Annotated in this window: 15 protein-coding genes; 7 read left to right on the top strand and 8 right to left on the bottom strand. The window is 65.5% G+C overall.

Going from position 1 to position 17918, the window contains the following annotated elements; all coding sequences use genetic code 11:
* Nucleotides 1-22: 22 nt before the first annotated feature.
* Nucleotides 23-2026: a carbohydrate binding domain-containing protein gene (locus NX784_RS21670; protein ID WP_258818771.1), complete on the bottom strand. Its 2004-nt coding sequence runs from the start codon at nucleotides 2024-2026 to the stop codon at nucleotides 23-25.
* A gap of 316 nt (nucleotides 2027-2342) precedes the next feature.
* On the opposite strand from NX784_RS21670, the gene NX784_RS21665 reads away from it, so the two are divergent.
* The 3 genes from NX784_RS21665 (at nucleotide 2343) to NX784_RS21655 (ending at nucleotide 5982) form a co-directional block, all read left to right on the top strand.
* On the top strand, nucleotides 2343-4484 hold the full coding sequence (locus tag NX784_RS21665) for an alkaline phosphatase family protein (RefSeq protein ID WP_258818770.1): 2142 nt from the start codon (nucleotides 2343-2345) through the stop codon (nucleotides 4482-4484).
* 1 nt (nucleotide 4485) lies between these two features.
* The gene (locus NX784_RS21660; protein ID WP_258818769.1) at nucleotides 4486-5172 is read left to right on the top strand and encodes a hypothetical protein; all 687 of its coding nucleotides are present in this window, start codon (nucleotides 4486-4488) and stop codon (nucleotides 5170-5172) included.
* A 78-nt stretch (nucleotides 5173-5250) separates the two neighbouring features.
* The gene (locus NX784_RS21655) at nucleotides 5251-5982 is read left to right on the top strand and encodes an HAD family hydrolase (protein WP_258818768.1); all 732 of its coding nucleotides are present in this window, start codon (nucleotides 5251-5253) and stop codon (nucleotides 5980-5982) included.
* Here NX784_RS21655 and NX784_RS21650 read toward each other — a convergent pair.
* The gene (locus NX784_RS21650) at nucleotides 5951-6424 is read right to left on the bottom strand and encodes a hypothetical protein (RefSeq protein ID WP_258818767.1); all 474 of its coding nucleotides are present in this window, start codon (nucleotides 6422-6424) and stop codon (nucleotides 5951-5953) included. The genes NX784_RS21655 and NX784_RS21650 overlap by 32 nt on opposite strands.
* A complete protein-coding gene (locus NX784_RS21645) occupies nucleotides 6411-7589 on the bottom strand; it encodes an MGDG synthase family glycosyltransferase (RefSeq protein WP_258818766.1) in 1179 nt (392 codons plus the stop codon). The genes NX784_RS21650 and NX784_RS21645 overlap by 14 nt, the downstream gene beginning before the upstream one ends.
* 130 nt (nucleotides 7590-7719) lie before the next feature.
* On the opposite strand from NX784_RS21645, the gene NX784_RS21640 reads away from it, so the two are divergent.
* Complete coding sequence (locus tag NX784_RS21640) at nucleotides 7720-8166, top strand: hypothetical protein (protein ID WP_258818765.1); 447 nt, start codon at nucleotides 7720-7722, stop codon at nucleotides 8164-8166.
* 85 nt (nucleotides 8167-8251) lie between these two features.
* Here NX784_RS21640 and NX784_RS28855 read toward each other — a convergent pair whose 3' ends face one another.
* From NX784_RS28855 to NX784_RS21615, 3 genes are all read right to left on the bottom strand, one after another.
* Nucleotides 8252-11395 carry a S8 family serine peptidase gene (locus NX784_RS28855; RefSeq protein WP_307736082.1) on the bottom strand — a complete coding sequence of 1048 codons (3144 nt, stop codon included), beginning with the start codon at nucleotides 11393-11395 and terminating at the stop codon, nucleotides 8252-8254.
* 16 nt (nucleotides 11396-11411) lie between these two features.
* Complete coding sequence (locus tag NX784_RS21620; RefSeq protein ID WP_258818764.1) at nucleotides 11412-12188, bottom strand: NF038120 family PEP-CTERM protein; 777 nt, start codon at nucleotides 12186-12188, stop codon at nucleotides 11412-11414.
* Nucleotides 12189-12543: 355 nt separating this feature from the next.
* Entirely contained in the window at nucleotides 12544-13959 is a 1416-nt protein-coding gene (locus tag NX784_RS21615; protein WP_258818763.1) for a family 43 glycosylhydrolase, read from the bottom strand.
* A gap of 211 nt (nucleotides 13960-14170) precedes the next feature.
* Between NX784_RS21615 and NX784_RS21610 the strand changes: the two genes are divergently transcribed.
* The 3 genes from NX784_RS21610 to NX784_RS21600 all read left to right on the top strand — a co-directional run bounded on the left by NX784_RS21610 (nucleotide 14171) and on the right by NX784_RS21600 (nucleotide 16505).
* Complete coding sequence (locus tag NX784_RS21610; protein ID WP_258818762.1) at nucleotides 14171-14737, top strand: lipocalin family protein; 567 nt, start codon at nucleotides 14171-14173, stop codon at nucleotides 14735-14737.
* A 117-nt stretch (nucleotides 14738-14854) separates the two neighbouring features.
* A complete protein-coding gene (locus tag NX784_RS21605) occupies nucleotides 14855-15370 on the top strand; it encodes a hypothetical protein (protein ID WP_258818761.1) in 516 nt (171 codons plus the stop codon).
* A gap of 232 nt (nucleotides 15371-15602) precedes the next feature.
* Nucleotides 15603-16505: a helix-turn-helix domain-containing protein gene (locus NX784_RS21600; RefSeq protein WP_258818760.1), complete on the top strand. Its 903-nt coding sequence runs from the start codon at nucleotides 15603-15605 to the stop codon at nucleotides 16503-16505.
* Here the strand turns inward: NX784_RS21600 and NX784_RS21595 are convergent.
* Nucleotides 16502-17245, bottom strand: a complete 744-nt coding sequence (locus NX784_RS21595; RefSeq protein WP_258818759.1) for a hypothetical protein — start codon at nucleotides 17243-17245, stop codon at nucleotides 16502-16504. The genes NX784_RS21600 and NX784_RS21595 overlap by 4 nt on opposite strands.
* A 100-nt stretch (nucleotides 17246-17345) precedes the next feature.
* Nucleotides 17346-17894 carry a DUF2058 domain-containing protein gene (locus tag NX784_RS21590; protein ID WP_258818758.1) on the bottom strand — a complete coding sequence of 183 codons (549 nt, stop codon included), beginning with the start codon at nucleotides 17892-17894 and terminating at the stop codon, nucleotides 17346-17348.
* Between the last annotated feature and the right edge of the window lie 24 nt (nucleotides 17895-17918).

The raw sequence follows: 17918 nt of genomic DNA, 5'->3' as shown, positions 1-17918 counted from the left end.
TCGCGGCCATGCGGCGTTTGCCTCAGGGATTGGCGACGAGATTGAAATCGTCGAACGTCAGCGTGTAATTGTCCCCTGCCGGACCGACGGCGCCCAGGACCTGCAACTGGGCCGCGGCATTGGTGACCGGGGCGGTGAACGTGTACGTGAAGGTCCCGGCGGTTGGCGTCAATGCCGCCGTCGCATCCAGGTAGCGCGCGTAGCTGCCGCCGTTCTCGCCAATCACGATCCCGACCGTTTTGGCGGTGCTGGCCGAGCCCTTGAAGGTCAGCGTATAGCTCACGCCTTTCGTCAACGCCACGTTGACCTGATTCAGTTGAACGTGCCAGTTGTTCGCCGGGTCCACATGGGAGATGGCCAGTTGCGCGCTGCCGTTCACGACTGACGCATCCAGGCCGGTGTTCGGATTCGACCAGACCGTCCAGTTCGGGGCCAGGTCGGACGAAAAATCGCCGTTCTTCAGGATGTTCACGCCAGGCGCCGGTCCGCTCGATGCGTCCGCGGCGCCGACGTCTTCAAGAGCGACATTATCGATCCACACCGAATTGATTCCTGCGTTCGCAAGATTGAACACGACGCGGGCGCCGTTGTTGGTGTTGGACAGCATGTCGAAGGTGCGCGTGAAGGTTTGACTGCCCGTCGTCAGCGCAGCCGTCTGGTCGCCGCCGGCGTACGATTCGAAATTCCGATCCTGGCCGGCGCCCACCGTATACGTGATGGTGCGGTTCGTGGATGCCCGTGCGTCGAAGCTCAGCCGGTACTTGCGCCCTTGGGTCAGTGGGACACTATTCTGCTGCAGCTGAACATTCCACACGTCGGTGCCCGGATTGGTCACGTCGATCTTGATGGCGCCGTTGTCGTTGCTCGCCGTGGCGTCACCGTTCAACTTGAACAGGTTCCAGAAATAGGAGTTCGTGGCGCCGTCGATCGTCTGCGCAGTCGGATTCTGCGTCACGACGGTATTGCTGGACGTCCAGTCAAACGACGGGTTATAGATGAAATTCCCATTGATCGCAGGGCGCGCAACCGTATTCACCGGTGTCCATGGATACGTCATGGCCGGGCGTGGGCCGGGATCGCGCTTTTCATCGGCCAGCGCCGACCAGCGGATATAGTCGATCACCATCTCGCCTTTGTCGGCCGTCGCGGCGTCCGGATTACCGTCGAAATTGCCGCCGACCGCGAGGTTGATCAGCACGTAGAACGGCTTGTCGAACGGTGCGGGCCAGGCGTTGAGATCGGCATCTGCAGCCGGCGGGTTGGCATTCGAACTCCACCATTTCGTTTGCGTGGATGTGACCACGCCGTCGATCGACCATTTGATTTCGTTCGAGCGCCATTCCAGCGTGTACGTGTGCCACTCGCTGACGCCGCTGCCCGCAACGGCGGCGTTATTGGCGGTGTACACGTTATGCGGCCACATGCCGCCGTAATGCAGTGTCTGGACGACGGTGGTCGGCTTGCTGCCCATGCCTTCCATGATGTCGATTTCGCCGTTGGCTGCCCAGCTTGCGTACGGATTGCCGACATGATCTTCAGGCAGCATCCAGACTGCCGGCCAGAAGCCTTTGCCGACGGGTAGTTTGGCGCGGAATTCGATCTTGCCGTAGGTCCGGCTGAATTTCCCGGAAGAGCGGATCCGGCCGGACGTCCAGGCAAAAGTCTGGCCTTCGTTACCGCCCGCCGCTGTGCCGACAAACTGTTCCTTGCGGGCCGTAATGATCAGGTTGCCGCCTTCGACGCGCACGTTCTCGGGACGGTCCGTGTAGTACTCGAGCTCATTGTTACCCCATCCCGCATTGCCGGTGTTGGCGCCATTGCCCAACTGGTACACCCATTTTGTGCCGTCGAGGCTGGTACCGTCGAACTCGTCGCTCCAGACGACCGTCGAGCTTGGCGTTGGCGTGGGGGTTGGTGTCGGGTCCGGTGTCGGGGTCGTTGCTGATGAACCGTGGCCGCTCCCGCCGCAGGCGCCCAGCGCCAAGGCGATGCCAATGGTGGTGAAAATATTTTTGTATCGCAACATCGTTGTCTCCTGTCAGCTTCAGACGCGCGCTGCGATGCGGCGTCTTGCATGCGGCAATTTTTGGCGAGCGCTCAGCATAAACTGATTCCAACGAAATTGGAAACGATTCCATTTTGTGGTGTGGTAAATGTGTCAATAGGAAGCGGCGCACGGTGTCGTCCGCCGAGGCAGCGGCACCAACATTACCGGAACATTAACTTTGTAACGAAACCCGCCCGTTGCCTTTTTTGTCACGACCCTGTCACGCCTGCCCACGATCCTGTGTGCGGCCCGATCCATCGATCGCGTATTTCCGACTCTGACCAGGAGACTCCTCGTGAGGTTAGCAACGACCTTGATTACCCCGCTCGCGCTCGCCATCCTGCTGGCCGCCTGCGGCAGCGACAGCCATGGCACCACCGCAGCAGCGACGCCGGCCGCATCGGCGGCACCGGCCGCCACCCGTACGATCATCATGGTGTGGGACGGCCTGCGGCCCGATTCCGTCAACGCCACCGATACCCCGAACCTGTACGCGCTGCGCCAGAGCGGCGTGAACTTCAGCGACAACCACTCCACGTACCCGACGTTCACGATGATGAACTCGTCGTCGTTCGCGACGGGTTCGTTCCCGAAGACGAGCGGCTTCTACGGCAACACGTTCTGGACGCCGCCGCAGGGCAGCGGCAACGCGATCCCGGCCGGCACCGGCGCGGGCGGCGCGGCCCAGGATTACCAGGACCCCGTGTTCACCGAAGACTATGCCGTGCTGACGACGCTGAACGATTACTATGGCGGCCAGCTGCTGCTCGTGAAAAGCCTGTTCGCGACGGCGCAGGCGGCCGGGCTGACGACGGCCACCATCGGCAAGTCGGGCGCGGCCTACCTGCAGGACCTCGGCAAGGGCGGCTACTTCCTCGACGAGAATACCGTGCAGCCGCGCAGCCTCGTCACCGACCTGCAGGGCGCCGGCTTCGCACTGCCGGCCAACGTCGTCAAGAATTATGCCGGCAGCGACGCCGTCACGCTCGCCGCCGGCAACGGCAGCCCGACGGCACGCGCCGGCTACGTCACGTTCAACACGACGGCGTACGACACCGACGGCAAGGTCGCGATCTCCGCCCGCGATTCGGCCGACACGACGCAAGGCGCGCCGGAAGACGCGGCCAACAAGTACATGATGTCCGTGTACACGCAATACATCCTGCCGCAGAAGAAACCGATGCTGTCGCTGATCTGGTTCCGCACGCCGGACAACGTCGAACACGGCTACGGCCCGGGCAGCGCCAACATGAAGGCGGGCCTGCGCTCGCAGGACGCGCGCCTGGGCGAGCTGATCGCCGCGCTGCGCGCCAACGGCATGGACAGCTCGACCAACATCGTCGTCGTGTCCGACCACGGCCACTCGAGCGTCTCGGGCCCCGTGTCGACGTACCCGCTGCGCGCCATCACGGCGTCCACCACGTTGCCGACCGGTGGCGTGAGCGGCGCGTCCATCGGTGCGCCCGATCCGAACGGCTATTCGTTCTCGGGCGACGTGCGCTCGGCCGACCTGCTGACCTACCGCGGCTTCGCGGCGTATGACGGCAACGGTTGCTCGACGAGCGCCATGTACGGCCTCACGGCCGACGGCAAGCCCGTCATCCCCGTCAAGGTCGACGCGACGGGCAGCCTGTGCGGCACGGCCAACGCGAAATACCAGGCCGTCAGCGCGGGCCTCGCGACGCCGGTCGCCAGCTTCAAGGTGCCGGCGCCGGGCAGCCTGCCGGCGAACGGCATCGTCGTCGCCGCGAACGGCGGCTCCGACTATTTCTACGTGCCGGGCCACGACGCCGCCACCGTGCAGAAGCTCGTCACGTTCCTGCAGCAGCGCGAGGAATACGGCGCGATCTTCGTCGACAGCCGCTACGGCAGCATCCCGGGCACGCTGTCGATGGCGCAGGTGAACCTGGAAAACGCGAAGCGCCAGGGCAACGGCCAGCCGGACGTCGTCGTCTCGTTCAACTGGGACTACAACACGTCGGTGCAGGGCATGCCGGGCATCGAGTTCGAAAGCGTCGGCGGCCAGCGCGGCATGCACGGCAGCTTCGGCATCGCCGACGTGCACAACACCTTGATCGCGAACGGTCCGTCGTTCCTCGCGAATAAGGTCGTCGCGACGCCGTCCGGCAACGTCGACGTGGCGCCGACCGTCGCCTACCTGCTCGGCCTGTCCATGCCGCAGGCGGACGGCCGCGTGCTGAACGAAGGCCTCGCCAACCCGGCCACGAAAGACGTACCAACGGTCACGCCGTCGACCGTGACCCCGGCCGCCGCCGCGACCGGCCTCGCGTTCGAACTGCCGACCGATCCTACGGGCGCCGCGAAGGACGCCGCGCTGACGAAGGGCACGTACAACGTCGAGCTGTCGGTGAAGGACCTGACCGTCGGCGGCAAGTCGTACCGCTACTTCGACTCGGCGCGCGCGGTGCGCAACTGACATGACCTACGCCCTTCCTGTCTGCGCCGGAAGGCACGCGTCGCGGTCGCTCGTGCTCTGCACGGCGGCCGCGGCCGTGTTTTCCGCGACCTGCTCCCATGCCGCCACGCTGGATTTCGACCACGTCTTCAGCACACGGGGCGAGCCCGCGGCGACGCACTTCCAGGCCACGTATCTCACGGGTGGACTTGAACACCACGTGGAAGTCTGGCGCGATGGCGACCGCCGCATTCGCCGCCGCACGGACGACAAGGCGGAGAGTTTTGCGATACGCCAGCCGGGCAGTCCGGACTACCATCTGTCCATGCTCGACCTCGGCCGCAAGCTCCGCACCGACATCGACCGCGACAACCTGTACCGCATCGGCCAGTTCACCGACTGGTTCGACCTCGGCCACGGCCTGCGCCACCCGCAAGGCAGTTACCGCCTCGTGCCGGCCGCCACGCCGCATGGCGCAGCGCGCGGGATCGGCGCCTGCGAATGGATCGCCCTCGTGCAGGGCGCGCAGACGACACACGTGTGCTGGAGCACGACGGCGAAGCTGCCGCTGCTGATCCAGGCCGCCGATGGCCGCACCGTGTGGCGCGTGACGAGCGTCGATCACAAGCCGATCGCAAACAAGGTGTTCGTCATCCACGACGAAGGCTTCATCCGCAACGACGCGAACGCGGACATCGAACGCGATTGATGGGGACGCGCCGGCCTGTCATACGCCGGTAACAGGCCGGCGCGTATGATGAGGCAACGGAATCCTGCCACAATGCCCATGTACAAATCCAGGAAACGCCTGCTGATCCTCGACGCGGACGGCACCACCATCGACGCCTTTTCCGCCATCGAAGCCGCGTTCTCGCGGCACGGTCTCGACATCGGCGACGAGGCCCGCTTCCAGAAGCGCCACAATCTCTTCAAATACCTGGGCGGGCTGAAGGAGTTCCCCTCGATCATCAAGAAGAACCTGCGCAAGAACAGCCGCGCGCGGCTCGTGGACAGTCTCACGGAAGTCTACCGGCAGGAAGCGGCCATGTACGACGGCATCCCCGACCTCGTGCGGGAACTGATCGCCGCGCCGGACGTCGTCGTCGGCATGGTCACGCGCAACATCACGAACGAGCCGCTGGAGACGCTGCGCCAGCTGTTCCAGCGCCACGACATCGACATCAACGCGCTCGACTTCCTCGTCCACATCCCGCTGTCGGAAAAGAAGACGAGCCAGTTCCGCGCCATCCGCGAACAGTTCGGCATCAACCCGGCGCGCGCGTACGTGTGCGGCGACGAACACAAGGATTTCGTGGCCGCGTCGAGCACCGGCATGCATCCGTTCATGGTGTCGTACGGCTTCGAGGACTACGACCGGCTGACGGAAAAATTCGAGATTCCCCACGAGCTGATCGCGCGCACGTCCGGCGAACTGTGCCAGCGTGTGCGCCACGCGCTCGACCTCGGCGGCCGCCGCGCCGGCGCGCTCAGTACGCGTACCAGAACAGCAGCGCGCTGAGGACGCCGAACATCCAGTAGTCGACGGGCGCGCCGGCGAACCAGCGCTTGTGCCACGGCACCAGCTCGCGCTTGAAACGGCGCCAGCCGAATGCCGGATTGACGACGAACCACAGCCAGTCCTCGACGATCCAGAACAGCATGACGGCGCCCAGCGCCCGCGCCTCCAGTTGCGGCGACCACTGCCCCATGAAGGCGAGCGGAAAATGGAAGATCACGCCGATGAAGGAAAACATCCACGCGTGGTAGCCGGTCATCGCACGGCCACCCCAGAAGATGTCGAGCAGCGGGTGGTCTTCCACGCGCCACGTGGGCAGGTTGGCGGCCCAGCCCGCGTCGCCTTCGATCTCGACTTCGACGCGGGCAAATAAATAGGCGGTCACGACGACGGCGGCCAAGGTTGCAAGGAACTGGCCGGCATGGGTAAGTTCAAACGTAGGCATCGATGGATTCGGGTTGTTTCAGGACAGCCTCGAGCACGGCCGCGGCGGCATGCGGCCGCCCCAGCGCCCGCGCGCGGGCGCGCATCCGGTCGACTTCGCCCGGATGGGCCATCAGGTAGCGCACGCGATACTCCAGCGACGCCGCGTCGAATGCCTTCATCGCGGCGCCCTGCTCGAGCAGGAAATTGGCGTTTCTCTCTTCCTGTCCGGGGATCGACGCATTCACGATCATCGGCAGGCCCAGTGCCAGACATTCCGCCGTCGTCGCCCCGCCCGGCTTCGTGATCGCCACGTCGGCACAGGCCATCAGCCGTTCGACCCGGTCGGTGAAGCCCTGCGGCACGAGGCGGCCCGGGTGCGCCGCGGCCAGCTGCTGCAGGACCGCCAGCTCTTCCGCGTTGCGGCCCGCCAGCGCGATCAGCTGGAAATTGCCGGGAATGGCCAGCAGGCGCTGCGCCAGCGCCGCGAGGCCGCCCAGGCCCGCACCGCCGCCCATCAGCAGGAACGTCATCCGGTCCGGATCGATGCCCAGCTCGCGCGCGCATGCGGCGCGGTCGGGCAGGCGGCTGAAGGCGGGCATGACGGGGATGCCCGTGACGTGGATCGCGTCCTCCGGGATGCCGTGCTTGCGCATCAGGAACGCGACCTCGTCGTTGCCGGCGAAATAGCCGGCCATGTGCCGGTGCACCCACATGCGGTGCAGGTCGAAGTCCGTCACCTGCACCCACACCGGGCATGCCAGCGTGCCGTCCGCGACGCTGTGCGCGAGGATCTCGGCCGGCAGGAAATGGGTGCAGACGATGGCGTCCGGCTGGAGTTCGGCGATCTTGTCGAGCAGCGGCGCGCTGTCGCGGCGTTCGATCCGGCGCCGCAGCCGGTGCGCCCAGCCGTCGGGCGCCGCGCCGTTCGTGAACTGGTACACCCAGCTCCACACGGCGGGTGCGCGCCGCACGAGCGTGATGTACAGGTCGGCGTAGACCCTGCGCAGGCGCGGCGTCGCGTAGGCGGTGGCGTCCAGGTGGATGACGTCGGTGTCGTCCGGGCGCGCGAGCGCGCCGGCGCGGATCGCGTCGGCCACGCGCGTATGGCCGGCGCCCGCGGGCACGCTCAGCACGAGGACACGCTTGCCTGCCCTGCCTTCGCCCTCCGCCAAACGCCCACCCATCGTGCCTGCCCCGCCGGTCATATCCATGCATGGCACTGTAGCGGTGGAATATGACTGTGCCGTGACCGGGCCACGGTGGAAGCAACCGTGCGCCCCTTGCCACGCGCGGCCGCGCACGCGATCATGGGGCATGAACCCGCTCATCCCTTCCCGTTCTCTCGCGCATCTGGCCGGCCTGGCGCTGCTGCTGGCGAGCAGCGCCTGCCGCAGCGATGCGCCGCAACTCCCATCCACCGGCGCCGAACGAGGCAGCGCGCCCCTGCTCGCGCGCATCGAGGCCGAGCGCGGCGATGCCGCGTGCGACAGCGACGCGCAATGCCACACGATCGGCGTTGGCGCGAAGGCGTGCGGCGGTCCCGAACGCTATCTCGCGTGGTCCAGCAAGAACGGCGACGGCACGCGCCTGCGCGCGCTCGTGGCCGAGCACGCGGCCGCGCGCCGCGCGGAGGATGCCAAGGCCGGCATGATGTCGACCTGCTCCGTCGTCCCCGATCCGGGTGCCGCGTGCGTTGCCGGCCACTGCCAGCTGCGTGCGCCGACCAACGGTCCCGGCGGCACGGCGCCCGTCGCGCGCTGACTGACAGACCGTAAAAACGACAAAGCCGCGGCAGAGCGCCGCGGCTTTGTCGCAGGGGCCGCTTGTGGCGGCCCTGCCAGGACGATTACTCGACCTTCGCCTGCTTGTCGCCGGCGTTCTGGAACAGGGGGATCGGATCCGTCGTGTCGACTTCGACCATCGTCGTGGCGACCACGGCCCCGCCGCTCACGAAGCCGACCGCACCCAGGTGACGCTTGCCGGTCGGCAGGCCCGACCACGACAGCGACACGGACGCCGTACCGCCCAGGGCGACCATGTTCGGTGCCATCACCTTGAAGTTGCCGCCGGTCGCGCCCGGGTTCAGCACCCACGTGGACAGCTTGTACGTGGCGCTGCCGCCCACCGGCGCATAGCCGACGACGCAGACCTTGTAGTCGCCGGCCGGCGGGTTGGTCAGCGTGACCATCTCGTTGGACGTCGAGCCGCCGCTGGTGCCGACGACAGTCGCGCCGCGTGCCACGACGAGATCCAGATCGGACAGGCCGTCGCCGCTCGTGTCGCTGTCGTACAGGGCGAAGCGCGCCTTCGTCGTGCCGGCCGGGATGGTGACCGTGTGGACGTTCACACCCGTGCCGCCGCCGCCCGTGCACACGGCGTTCGACGTGTCCGAGGCCTTCACGACCGTCGAGTTGAACTCGGTGGCCGGGATCAGGCCGGACTTGGCGATCGCCAGCGGGCCGCCGAAGCCGGTGCCGATGGTGACTACTTTCGTGCCGGACGTCGCTTCGCTCGCCACGGAGGACGGTGCGGCGATCGTGGCGGCGCGGGCCGTCAGCGGGCTGCGCACGGTGTGCATGCCGTCGCTCCACGTCAGCTTGCCGTACACCCACGTGTTCAGCGGCGCGGTGGTGCGGGTCAGCTTGACGGTGAACGTGCCTTTCGCGCCCGGCGCCAAGGTCAGCGTGGCAGGCTGCACGTCGACCGTGAAGCCCGGCAGCATGGCGTTCGCGTTGTACGTCGCCGCGGTGCCGCCTACGTTGGTCACCGTGCGGGTCATCGTCAGGATGCCCAGCACGTTGGCGGCCGTCAGCGACGCGAGGTTCAGGTTGTACGGCTGGATCGTGCCGATGGCCGAGCAGGTCGACGGGCCATACACGTTCGTGATGCCGAGGCCGCACAGGAAGCGCGCGTAGTCGATCTCGGACGCGTCGTACACGAGGCCCGGGTCGACGGCGACGGACGGCGCCACGTGGCCGGCACCCTGGCCCCACGGCAGCGTGCCGGTCGTGCGGGCCGTGCTGTCCCACGGCACGGAGCCGTTCTGGCCGTCATTGAACGTGTCGTACGCCGTCGTCATCAGGGCCGACTTGATCATCGCCGGGCTCCAGTCCGGATGGCGCTGTTTCAGCAGCGCGGCGATGCCGGCCACGTGCGGCGACGCCATCGACGTGCCCGTGTAGAACGCGAAGTCCTTGCTCGGTGCCGGCGAGCCGGCGGCGACCGCATTGCGCTGGTCACGGGTCAGGTCCGCGCTGACGGCGGCCAGGATGTCCGTGCCCGGCGCCGTGACGTCCGGCTTCATGATGTTGGCGTTGGCCACGTTCGGGCCGCGCGACGAACTGTTGTTCATCTGCGGCGCCACGAGGTTCGGATCGACGATGCCGCGCAGGTTGTTCAGCGCCGCCGTGGCGCCCGGTGTGGCCGCGTAATAATCCTTGACCTTCTGGCCGTCCGCGCTCGTGATGTGGACGGTCGAAATGGTGTGGGCCTGGTTCAGGATCGTCGTCGCGCCACCGGGCACGTTCGCGATGATCACGCCCACGGCGCCGGCCGTCTTGCCGTTCGCGCTCTTGTTGACGAGGACGTTGGCGCCGCGGTCGCAGACGAGGACCTTGCCCGTCACCTTGGCCGGATCGAGCATCACGGGCGCGCCGTCGGCAGGGCCGAAGCAGCGGTTCAGGTTGATGTCGCTCGGATCGATGCCCGTCATGCCGGCGTCCTTCGCGAGAATCATCGGCGCCGACGGCGTGTTGGCGTTGCCCGACGCGCCGGTGACGGTCACGCCGTTGCCCAGCGCGGCGTCGCCCACGTACGTGCGGTTGTGCGTGGAGTTGCCGACCGTGGTCAGCCACGGGCTGATGTGGGCGACGGGTGCCGTCGCCGGGCCGGAGTTGCCCGCGGATGCGGCGACGAACACGCCGGCCGCCGCGGCGCCGAGGAACGCGACTTCCGTCGGTTCGTTGAACGCGCCGCCGCCCGCGTTCGGGCCGATCGAGAAGTTGATGACGTTCACGCCGTCCTTCACGGCCTGCTCGATGGCGGCCACGCTGTTCGACGTGGCGCAGCCGTTCAGGCCCGTCACGCCGTCCGTCCAGCAGACTTTGTACGCGGCGAGGCGCGCGCGCGGCGCCATCCCGGTGACCTTGCCCAGCGACAGGCCGTTGATGACGGCATTCACATGCGCGTTGCCGCCGGCCGTGCTGGCCGTGTGGTCACCGTGGCCGCCATGGCCTTCGGCGCCGGCGACGGAATCGCGCGCCGACAAAAATTCGGTCCAGTGCAAGGTCTGCGTCGGCTGCTTGAAGTAACGCGCGCCGATCAGCTTGTTGTTGCAGTCGGTGACGGCGAAGCCTTCACCGGTCTGGCAGATGCCTTTCCACGACACCGGCGGGGCATCGTAGGCGAGCTTGCCGCCGCTGCGGCTCGGGTTGCCGTTCTCGTCGACGCGGTCGGCGAAGCTGTCCTGCTCGGGCCAGATGCCGCCGTCGACGATGCCGATGATGATGCCCTCGCCCGCCTTGTCCTGGCCGCCGAGCTGGTCCCACAGGCCGCCCGGTTTGTCGAGGCCGAGGAACGTCGGGGTGTAGCTCGTGTCGAGCTGCAGGATCGAGTCGGCCGAGATGCTGGCGACACCGGGATTCTTCTTGAGCGAACGGACTTCGTCATCGGTCAGCATGGCCGAGAAGCCGTTGAAGACGACCTTGTATTCGTTCGTGACCTGGGCCTTGTTGATCGTCGAGAGGACGTCGGCCTGCTTGGTCTCGAGGTAGGTGATGTAGTTCTGGACGCTGGACGCGTCGACGTTCAGGCGCTGCCCGCTGGGCGGCTTGGTGGCTTGCAGGCCGCTGACGGTGCCGTCGTAGGTGGCAACGGGCTTGTCGGCCAGCTGGACGATGTACGAGTGCCGGACGTCGTCGGCGTAGGCGTGATTGGCCGCGGCGACGGTCAGCGCGAACAGGACGGCCGAAGTGATGGGACGCAGTTTCATGGTCGGCTCCGGCGGATCAGGCGTGGTTGGACGAGGACTTGCGGCGGCGCTGCAGCAGCGCGCCCATGCCGAGGCCGATCAGGGCCAGGCTCGCCGGCTCGGGCACTTCGGCCAGCCGCAGGTTGTCGACGGCGAACTGGGCCTGGTAGATGGTCGGATCGGACCAGTCCTTCGCGACCGTGCAGCCGCCCATGCCGTCGAACAGGCAGGCGCGGATCGTCAGGCTGTTCAGCAGCGTGTTGCCGAACGCGCTGGGCAACGTGGCCGAATCGAACAGCGGATTGCCGCTGCCGTCGGTGCCTGGGAAGTCGAGGGCGATGCTGGCCGACCCGCCCATGCCGAACGTGCCCGTCAACATCAGCTGGCCGTACGAGACGTTCGGCTGGCCGCCGACCGGGGCGATGAAGCCGTAGTCGAGGCTGCGCAGGCTGAACACGCCGCCGTCATCCTTCGTGATCGTGAAGCCGCCGTCGTTGAGGCCGGCGTAGAAATGGCTCGTGTTGTTGGTGGGGCAGCCGCCCAGCCAGCAGCTGGTCGGATCGAGGCCGTTGACGAGCAGGCCCACGCCGCCGCTCGTACCCGCGTGATTGTCGACCGCGTGCAGCGTGTAGCCGGCCTCGGACAGCGTGTCGCCGTCGCCGTACATCGTGTCGGCCACCATGGATTCGAAATTCACGGTGGCGGCCATGGCCGGGGCCGTGCCCAGCAGTGCCAGCGCCGCGGCGGCACCAAGAACCAGTTTGTTCAGCCCGGATCGGGCAGGGGAAACGCAAGAAGTCGGATGGGTTGTCATTGTCTCTCGCCTTGAAGTGGAAGTGCCGATGGGTTACCGGCCATTCGTGTTTTTTTACCAACTGCACGATTTTTCACTTTAGCAAGAAAACAATTTCCGATCGAAGAAAAATATCCAAATTAACTATTGTATTGAGAATAAGAAATTGAACAAAATTCGGGTTTCCCTATGAAATCGGCGGTGCATTCGTGCGAAAAGTTGTCGCTTTTTAATTACAAATTGATGAAATTGCGGACGTCGCTAGACATTCAATTCTGCCTATGCTAGCGATTTTGCAACGAATTCGAGCTCGAATTAATTTCTTTTGATCAATATAAACAGCAAAAAAGGCGGCAGCCGCCGCCCTCTCACGCACTTACTGCGCGCCCATCGCCCATTTCTGGTTGGTGCCGCCGTTCGACGGATACTGGATGATCTGCGCATTGTCGGCCGTGCTCTTGTTCTGCACGTCCAGCACCATGCCGGACAGAAGATTCTTCACCGTGAAGTAACCGGACCCGGCGCTGGCGAAGCTCCACTGCTGGCCGTTGCCGGCCCAGTAACCCCACTGGGCGATGTTCGTGCCCGCCGTCGTCGAGTTGTTGTAGTCGTCCATGCTGAGGAGGCTGTTCGCGTTGATGATGCTGTAGTAGCCATCGCCATGGCCGATCACGTACCACTTCTGGTTCTGGGCGCCGGAATACGTCAGCTGCTGCACGAGGGCACCGTTTGCCGTCGACGCGTTCGCCACCGTGATCGCCTTGCCGCTGAGGGCGGACGTGAACACGTACGGGTCGTCGCTGATGCCGCCACAGCTCGTGATGCTCGTGAAGTTGCGGGTCAGGACGGGCCAGTCGTTGGCATCGTACGTCATCCGCATCAGCTGCAGCTTGGCGTTGCCGTCGCTCGTGTCCACGTAGTGCGTCGACACGTAGTTGCAGCCATCCTTCTTCAGCACACCCACGTGGCCGGGGCCCTTGTGCGTGGGCGCCGCGGCGTCGACGTTGGGCATCACCGTGTTCGTGCCGTTGTACACGTTACCGCCCGTGTAGGGGCCCGTCACGCTCGTCGATCGATAGACTTCGACGTAATACGTCGTGTTCGACAGCGGATTCGTGCAGCAGGCGCCGCGGTTGACGAACAGGTAGTAATAGCCCTTGTTGCGCGTGATGTAGGCGCCTTCCATGTCCAGGCCGTTCCCGCCGATCAGGTGCGTGACGTTCGTTGCCAGCTTGCCCGTGCTCTGGTTGATCTCGGCCACGCCGATGCCGTTGAAGAACGAGCCGTAGGTGAGATAGACCTTGCCGTCATGGTCGCGGAACACGGCCGGGTCGATCGCGTTGATCACGTTCGCGCCGGGGCTGCCGCTCGATTGCACGACGATGCCGAGGTCCGTCCACACCGGGTTCTTCAGCGACGGCGAGCGCGCGACGCCGATGGCGGAATTCGCATAGCCGAACGTGTCCGTCACCGAGTAGTACAGGTAGAAATACCCGTTCATCTTGATCACGTCCGGCGCCCAGAACGAGCCCTTGCTCCAGTTCGGGAAATTGCTGGTGATCCAGGACGGATAGCTCGTCGACGAAAACACGTTGCCGGTCGTCGTGCCCCAGTTGACGAGGTCCGTCGACGTCGAATACCAGATGCCGTTGGTGCCCGTCGTGAAGTGGAAATAGGTGTCGTGGTCCTTCACGATCGTGCCGGGGTCGTGGGAATTCTGCAGGCCCTGCAAGTCCAGCGCGGACGCCGAACAGGCGATCAGAAAGGCCGCGATGGCCAAGAACAGTTTCATGGAAGTCTCCTCTACGCATTCATCTTGTTATGCCCACCGGATTGGCGGGTATATGCATGCTATCGACATGACAAGTGGAAAAACCATGCGCCGCTGATGAAATTTTCGGCACGGCCGATACCGAACGGCATATCCCTCGGCGTGCGCAGGTGGCGCCGGCCGGCGCCGTGTTGTCGTAGGATAGATACCGTTCAGTCAACCGATGCTGCCCATGCTGCCGAATTCCCGCCTGATCCTCCTGCTGCTCGGCCTGCTCGGCGCCAGCGCCACCCTGCTGGCCGCCGAACGGGGCGCCCGTGCCGCGCCCGTCACGCCGATCCCGAGCCTCGACGTGCCCCGCTATATGGGCGTCTGGTACGAAATCGCGAAATTCCCGAACCGTTTCCAGAGCAAGTGCGCAGGCGACACGACGGCGCATTACAGCCTGCAACCGGACCGCACCGTCCAGGTCATCAACCGCTGCCGTCGCGCGGACGGCACCGTCATCGACGCCGTCGGCACGGCGCGCCAGCTGGGCGGCCCCACGTCGGCCACGCTGAAGGTGCGCTTCGCACCCCGCTGGCTGTCGTTCCTGCCGTTCGTGTGGGGCGATTACTGGGTGATCGACCTCGATCCGGACTACCAGCTGGCTGCCGTCAGCGAGCCCGGCCGCGATTACCTGTGGATCCTGGCACGCACGCCGACCGTGTCGCGCCAGGCGTACGGCGCCCTGCTCGACCGCCTGGAGCGACAAGGATTCGACCTGTCGAAGCTGGAGGTGACGCGGCAGGCAAGATAAGAATGGGGTTCTTTCCTTGATTTTGGAAAATATTTATTGCAAAAAAATACTTGCATATGTATAAATATGTTTCCAACAATAAACGGCCGACTCGTCGGCCAAGTCCAGGGAGAGAATATGTCCAAACAAATTTTGCGCATCGCGATGATGACGGCCGTCCTGGCCGGCGCGAGCAGCCTCACGGGATGTGCGTCGATCGTCAGCGGTACGAATCAAATCGTCTCGGTGGAGACGCTGCACTCGAGCGGCCCCGTCATCGGCGCCACCTGCAAGCTCGAAAACGATAAGGGCGTCTATTACGTGACGACGCCGGGCACGGTCACCGTGCACCGCGCCTACGGCGACATGAGCGTGAAATGCGAAAAACTGGGCTTCGATCCGGGCCTCGCCTCGATCAAGTCCGCGACCAAGGGCATGATGGCGGGCAATATCCTCGTCGGCGGCTTCATCGGTGCCGGTGTCGATGCCGCGACGGGCGCGGGCTACGATTACCCGAACACGTTCCAGATCATGATGGGCCAGCAGACCAGCGCGCCGGCAGCGGCACCGCAGGCCGCGGCACCGGCAGCGGCCGCGGCCGCATCGGTACCGGCGGCACCCGCTGCCCCCGTCGCCCAGGGCGGCATGAACTGAACGGGGTATCTGCCCCACTCCGGATGGCACATGCGCGCATGTGCCATTTTTTTTGGTTCGGCGCCGGCGGGACGCGTACCGACAACACTCTCCTGCCCTTCGGCGGCAAATGCTTGCCAAGGCCGTGTTATTTACGGAAACTAGTTATTTCATTTTTGTAACGATCGCCGTTGATGACGCGTTTTTCCCGATCCGTCCCCATCCGGCCGGCCCACGCCCGGAGGCCCAGCGCATGAAGACCGCCGCGCGCGTGTCGCGCCTGTACGAAGTCATGGACCTCATGCTGGACTCGGTCGGCGATCCGCTCGCATTGAAATCGCTGGCGGCGTCGGCCAGCTATTCGTCGTTCCACTTCGACCGCATCTTCCGCGAGCTGACGGGGTTCTCGGCCGTCGAATACCAGCGCAAGCGCCGCCTGCGCCGCGCGGCGCACCTGCTGCGCCACGAGCCCGACGTGCCCATCGTGCGCATCGCCCAGGATTGCGGCTTTCCGTCGAACGCCGCGTTCGCCAAGGCATTCAAGCAGCAGTTCGCGATGTCGGCCAAGGCGTGGCGCGAAGGCGGCTGGCGCGACTACATGGACCAGCAGGTGGGGCGCGAAAGCGACGTCAGCTTCTTCGTGGCCGAGCCGGACGACCTGGAAGCGATCCTCGCACCCTACTGCCCGCCGGAGCCCGGCACGATTGCCGCCCGCATCGCCGTGCGCAGCCTGCCGGCATTGAACCTGCGCTACCAGCGTTTCTTCGGCCAGTCCGGCGCGGCGCTGTCGTTCGCCTGCCACGACTTCATCCGCGAACGCGAACAGGCCGACGGCGTGCCCACCGGCACGGCGTGGTATGGCGTGTTCGACGAAGACCCCGGCTTCACGGGCGAGCGCGAATACTGCTACGACTTCGGCTGCGCCGACGACACGGTCGTCGATCCGGCCCTGGGCCTGCGCGTGCTGCCGGCCGGCAGCTACGCCTGCCTCGACTTCGACGACGAGTGGCCGCGCTTCCGCTCCATGTACGAGGACTGGCTCGACAAGCAGGCCGTCTGGCGCCTGGACAGCACCCGGCCGCACATCCAGAAAGTCGAGCGCACGCCGGAAGGCCGCTGGCGCGGCTGGCTCGCGCTTCCCGTCAAGAAGCGCTAGGTCGCGGGGATCACCTTGATGGCCGGGTGCGCGACGGGCGCGGTGCGCGGTCGGTCCTTCAACACCACTTGTCCCTTGACGAGCCAGGCGGCCGCGAACGCCATCACGGCCAACGTTTCCGGATAAAAGATCGAGGCCATCTCGTTCTGGTCGCTGTGGTGCCGGAGCCAGAGGACGGCCATCCACAGGAACGCGGCTCCCATCAGGTAGCCGCACACGGCATACACCTTGTTGCGTTTGCGCTTGCGCTCCGTCGGATCAGCAGGCGTATTGGCCTTGAACCGGAACGTCACGAGGTAGAAGACAATGGCGAAGAAGACGACGACGAACGCATAGTGGTAGTGCAGCGGCCCGTGCGGGCCGTGCTCCAGCGCCTGCACATAGGCCTTGCGCGCTTCCGGCGTCGTCGCGCCCACCCAGTCGATGACGCCTTCCTCGATCGACATGGGAAACAGCGCGATGCCGACGGCCGCCACCCCGGCGATGCGGGACAGCCAGCGGTCGATCTTGTGCGGCGACGGGAAGAACGCGAGCACGACGCCGCCGACGACAAGTGCACCGACGAACACGTCGCGCAGGCTCGTGTAGTAATAGGCACTGATCGAATTCGTCGTCCAGATGCCGTCGTGCAGGAATGCCACGGCCCTCACGAACAAAGGCATCGCGAATGCGATCCAGCCCACGGTCTGCTGCAGCGCGTGGTCGGAGATCGCCACATACTGTCGTTGCGGAGATGCCATGCCAGCCTCCTCGGGATCACTGATCCATCCAAGCTAGCATAAAGAAACGACAAGTCCAGGACCGTCGGGTCCTTATGTGACGTGGGTCGACGCCGGTGGTTTACCAGTCGAAGTCGTCCGGAATCTTGAAGTCCTTGTACGGATCGTCCTGGTCGGCCGCGACGGGTTCTGCGGCCTTGTTGACGCGCACGACGCGCTCCGGCGCCCGTTCCGCGATCTTGTCGGCGATCACGCGCGGCACGAGCTCGAAGCCGCCACCGTGGGCGACGATGGACAAGCGCCCGGCCACGAGGTGGTCGCGCACCGCGCCCGACACGTGGATGCGCTCGATCTTCGTGCCGATGGTGAAGTTGTACGCGACGTCCAGGCTGCCCTTGCCCTTGGTCTGGCGGTTCACCTGGATCATCTGCGCGATCTGCGCCTCGACGGCCTTCGCGGCCGCGGCGGCGTCGCGCTCGGCGTTCAGCGCGCGGGCACGCTCGGCCTGCTGGCGCTGCGCCTCGAGCACGGCCTCCTTCGTCTCGTTGACGCTTTGCACGCCGGTGCGGCGCTCAATCTTTTGCTGCTTGGCCTTTTCCTGGTTGGCGACCTTGACCTTCTTCTTGTCGACCAGCCCGGCCTTCATCAGCTGCTCTTGCAGGGAAACCATCGTGTACTCCATCAACGATCACGG

This window comes from Massilia pinisoli, assembly GCF_024753285.1.
Taxonomy (GTDB): domain Bacteria; phylum Pseudomonadota; class Gammaproteobacteria; order Burkholderiales; family Burkholderiaceae_D; genus Telluria; species Telluria pinisoli.
This window is presented reverse-complemented; position numbering and strand designations above follow the sequence as displayed.

What these genes read in the sequence shown, in the direction of transcription:
- NX784_RS21670 (WP_258818771.1), bottom strand. Translation starts at nt 2,026, where the DNA reads ATGTTGCGATACAAAAATATTTTCACCACCATTGGCATCGCCTTGGCG.
- NX784_RS21660 (WP_258818769.1), top strand. Translation starts at nt 4,486, where the DNA reads ATGACCTACGCCCTTCCTGTCTGCGCCGGAAGGCACGCGTCGCGGTCG.
- NX784_RS21655 (WP_258818768.1), top strand. Translation starts at nt 5,251, where the DNA reads ATGTACAAATCCAGGAAACGCCTGCTGATCCTCGACGCGGACGGCACC.
- NX784_RS21650 (WP_258818767.1), bottom strand. Translation starts at nt 6,424, where the DNA reads ATGCCTACGTTTGAACTTACCCATGCCGGCCAGTTCCTTGCAACCTTG.
- NX784_RS21645 (WP_258818766.1), bottom strand. Translation starts at nt 7,589, where the DNA reads ATGGGTGGGCGTTTGGCGGAGGGCGAAGGCAGGGCAGGCAAGCGTGTC.
- NX784_RS21640 (WP_258818765.1), top strand. Translation starts at nt 7,720, where the DNA reads ATGAACCCGCTCATCCCTTCCCGTTCTCTCGCGCATCTGGCCGGCCTG.
- NX784_RS28855 (WP_307736082.1), bottom strand. Translation starts at nt 11,395, where the DNA reads ATGAAACTGCGTCCCATCACTTCGGCCGTCCTGTTCGCGCTGACCGTC.
- NX784_RS21620 (WP_258818764.1), bottom strand. Translation starts at nt 12,188, where the DNA reads ATGACAACCCATCCGACTTCTTGCGTTTCCCCTGCCCGATCCGGGCTG.
- NX784_RS21615 (WP_258818763.1), bottom strand. Translation starts at nt 13,959, where the DNA reads ATGAAACTGTTCTTGGCCATCGCGGCCTTTCTGATCGCCTGTTCGGCG.
- NX784_RS21610 (WP_258818762.1), top strand. Translation starts at nt 14,171, where the DNA reads ATGCTGCCGAATTCCCGCCTGATCCTCCTGCTGCTCGGCCTGCTCGGC.
- NX784_RS21605 (WP_258818761.1), top strand. Translation starts at nt 14,855, where the DNA reads ATGTCCAAACAAATTTTGCGCATCGCGATGATGACGGCCGTCCTGGCC.
- NX784_RS21600 (WP_258818760.1), top strand. Translation starts at nt 15,603, where the DNA reads ATGAAGACCGCCGCGCGCGTGTCGCGCCTGTACGAAGTCATGGACCTC.
- NX784_RS21595 (WP_258818759.1), bottom strand. Translation starts at nt 17,245, where the DNA reads ATGGCATCTCCGCAACGACAGTATGTGGCGATCTCCGACCACGCGCTG.
- NX784_RS21590 (WP_258818758.1), bottom strand. Translation starts at nt 17,894, where the DNA reads ATGGTTTCCCTGCAAGAGCAGCTGATGAAGGCCGGGCTGGTCGACAAG.